Raw genomic sequence first — 2,731 nt, 5'->3', positions numbered from 1 at the left:
AAGATTACGATAAGAAATCGAATATCTACAAGCTGGGGTTCCCGAACAAGCATGTGAAGAATGCCTTCATGACATTGATGAAATATATTTAGATATTATGTGACGGAAGAAAGCTGGTGAAGGTGGGTGTGAACTTCAGCTATGAGAAGAGGAATGTGGAGAGGTGGATTGTGAAATAAAACTTATAAACTGATAACTGTATGGGAAATTATATCCGTTTTGACTGGGCTATGAAGCGACTGCTGCGCAACAAGGCCAATTATGCGGTGCTGGAAGGACGTGCCGAAGGACGTGCGGAAGGACGGGCGGAAGAAAAAAAGGATATAGCACGCAACCTGAAATCATTGGGACTGGCTACAGAACAGATTCAGACTGCTACAGGACTTACAGCAGAAGAAATAGAGGGACTGTAGATAACCCATACCTAAAGCTGCCGAAAATTTATATTTCCTTATACAGGAGGATAAAGAGGAACGCTGCAAAACGAGACGGTGATACCTTTGTGAAGTAATCGGAAAGGGATCCCAAGAGTTTCGGATTGCAGCGAATTTTTTTTATCTGGTATTAATCTTTAAAAAAGAAAGGAAATTGTTATGGACAAGTATTTGACTTATTCGGTAGTGGAACGTAAAGACCCGCAGAACCCTGAAGTGGCAGGTAAATTTTATGCGCAGGCTCAGGCAAGAGGTGAGGCCGGCATCAGGGAACTCTCGCAGAGAATACAACAGACGTGTACGGTGACACGTGCGGACGTGATGGCGGTGCTCATAGCTCTGGAGGACGTGGTGGCTGACTCGCTGGCTAACGGCGAGATAGTACGTTTGGGCGAATTGGGCTCTCTGCAGATTAGCCTTAGCAGCGAGGGCTCACTGACGAAGGAAGATTTCCACGACGGATTGATAAAGAAAGGAAAAATCATCTTCAGGGGCGGTCAGACTCTGGTAAACACACTCAACACCCTGAAGTACCAGAAGGTGGAACAGAAGTACAAGAAGGAAGAGGAAGAAGAGCCGCTCCCTTAACCTCGTCACCTGGTCAACTAAAAAACTTAAAAACTCAAAAACTCATAAACCATGAAAATAAAGAAAATAGTAATCAGAATCCTGAAATGCCTTATCTGTATTTTTACAGGGGGCTTCAGAGACAAAGGGAAGGGAGGAGGTAATGAAGCGGCATGTTGATACGATTATCATCCACTGCTCAGCTACGCCTGAGGGCAAGAGGCTCGAGCCTGCTGCTATGGTCAAGATGCACCGTAAGCGCGGTTTCAACGGATGCGGGTATCACTTTTATATCCGTCGTACGGGAGAGATATGCGATATGCGTCCGGTGGAGCGTATAGGTGCCCACTGCAAGGGCCACAACGAAGGCAGCATAGGCATCTGCTACGAAGGGGGACTGGACGCGAAGGGTGTGCCAACGGACACCAGGACGGCGGAACAGAAGCACGCCATGAAATGGCTGATAGAGACACTGAAGAAGGAGTTCCCCATAAAAGTGATTGCAGGTCACAGGGATTTCAGCCCTGACCTGAACGGCAACGGGACGGTAGAACCCGAAGAATGGATTAAGGAATGTCCGTGCTTCGATGTGACGGCGGAGGATTTCGCCAGACTGAGATAAGGACAGAGGTGATTTGATTTTCCCTCATGCCACGGTTGCAGGCCGGGTATGGGGGAATTTTTCGTTTATAAGGTTGATGTTACAGAAGTTTTCTGTAATTTTGTGCTTCAAAGATTTTGACTAATGCAAAAGAACAGTAAAATATATGTGGCAGGACACCGGGGAATGGTGGGAAGTGCCATTGTACGGGAACTGCAGAAGCAGGGATATACGAACATCATTACACGTACACACAAGGAACTGGACCTGACAAGACAGGAACAGGTGGAGAAGTTTTTCGCCGAAGAGAAGCCGGAATATGTGTTTCTGGCAGCGGCAAAGGTGGGTGGCATAATAGCGAACCAGACGGCGCTGGCGGACTTTATGTATGAGAACATGACGCTGGAGATGAACGTCATCCACTCGGCATGGAAGAACGGATGCAGGAAGCTGCAGTTCTTAGGGTCAAGCTGCATATATCCGCGTATGGCTCCACAGCCTATGCCGGAGAGCTGTCTGCTGACTTCGGAACTGGAGAAGACGAACGAGGCGTATGCTCTGGCAAAGATAAGCGGACTGAAATACTGCGAATATCTGAACAAACAGTACGGCACGGACTACATAAGTGTGATGCCGACTAACCTGTACGGACCGAACGACAATTATCATCCGGAACACAGCCATGTGCTGCCGGCGCTTATCAGACGTTTCCACGAGGCTAAGGTGGCAGGACTGAAGGAGGTGACTTGCTGGGGGGACGGAAGCCCGATGAGGGAATTCCTGTATGTGGACGACTTGGCGAACCTGTGTGTGTTCCTGATGAACAACTATAGCGGGGACGAGACGGTGAACGCGGGTACAGGTAAGGAGATATCCATCAAGGGACTGACAGAGCTTGTGGCTAAGGTAATAGGTTATGAAGGGAAAATACTCTGGGATACCACACGTCCGAACGGAACGCCTAGAAAGCTACTGGATGTATCAAAAGCTAAAGCGCTTGGATGGACTTACAGGACGGAGCTGGAGGACGGTATCAGACTGGCTTACGAGGATTTTCTGAATAATCCGATGAGAGCGGAACGGTAACTAAAAACTTAAAAACATCAACAAACTCGAAAACTTAAAAACT

General features: G+C 47.9%; 3 protein-coding genes and 1 pseudogene. All 4 read left to right on the top strand.

Annotated elements, in window-relative coordinates; translation table 11 throughout:
• Window positions 1-272: 272 nt before the first annotated feature.
• A pseudogene (locus H6A27_RS14165) lies at window positions 273-413 on the top strand (PD-(D/E)XK nuclease family transposase); the annotation flags it as partial.
• Between the two features lie 180 nt (window positions 414-593).
• Entirely contained in the window at window positions 594-1,022 is a 429-nt protein-coding gene (locus tag H6A27_RS14160) for an HU family DNA-binding protein (protein WP_204402917.1), read from the top strand.
• Window positions 1,023-1,164: 142 nt separating this feature from the next.
• Window positions 1,165-1,623, top strand: a complete 459-nt coding sequence (locus H6A27_RS14155) for an N-acetylmuramoyl-L-alanine amidase (protein WP_204509150.1) — start codon at window positions 1,165-1,167, stop codon at window positions 1,621-1,623.
• 123 nt (window positions 1,624-1,746) lie between these two features.
• Window positions 1,747-2,688, top strand: a complete 942-nt coding sequence (locus H6A27_RS14150) for a GDP-L-fucose synthase family protein (RefSeq protein WP_204509149.1) — start codon at window positions 1,747-1,749, stop codon at window positions 2,686-2,688.
• The last annotated feature ends 43 nt before the right edge of the window (window positions 2,689-2,731 follow it).

This window comes from Bacteroides caecigallinarum (assembly GCF_016902295.1).
In the GTDB taxonomy this organism is placed as follows: Bacteria; Bacteroidota; Bacteroidia; order Bacteroidales; family Bacteroidaceae; genus Phocaeicola; species Phocaeicola caecigallinarum_A.
The sequence above is the reverse complement of the archived record's forward strand: the minus strand, read 5'-3'. Positions and strand labels throughout refer to the sequence as shown.

Excerpts from the sequence above, each read along its gene's own strand:
- H6A27_RS14160 (WP_204402917.1), top strand. The coding sequence starts at position 594 with ATGGACAAGTATTTGACTTATTCGGTAGTGGAACGTAAAGACCCGCAG.
- H6A27_RS14155 (WP_204509150.1), top strand. The coding sequence starts at position 1,165 with ATGAAGCGGCATGTTGATACGATTATCATCCACTGCTCAGCTACGCCT.
- H6A27_RS14150 (WP_204509149.1), top strand. The coding sequence starts at position 1,747 with ATGCAAAAGAACAGTAAAATATATGTGGCAGGACACCGGGGAATGGTG.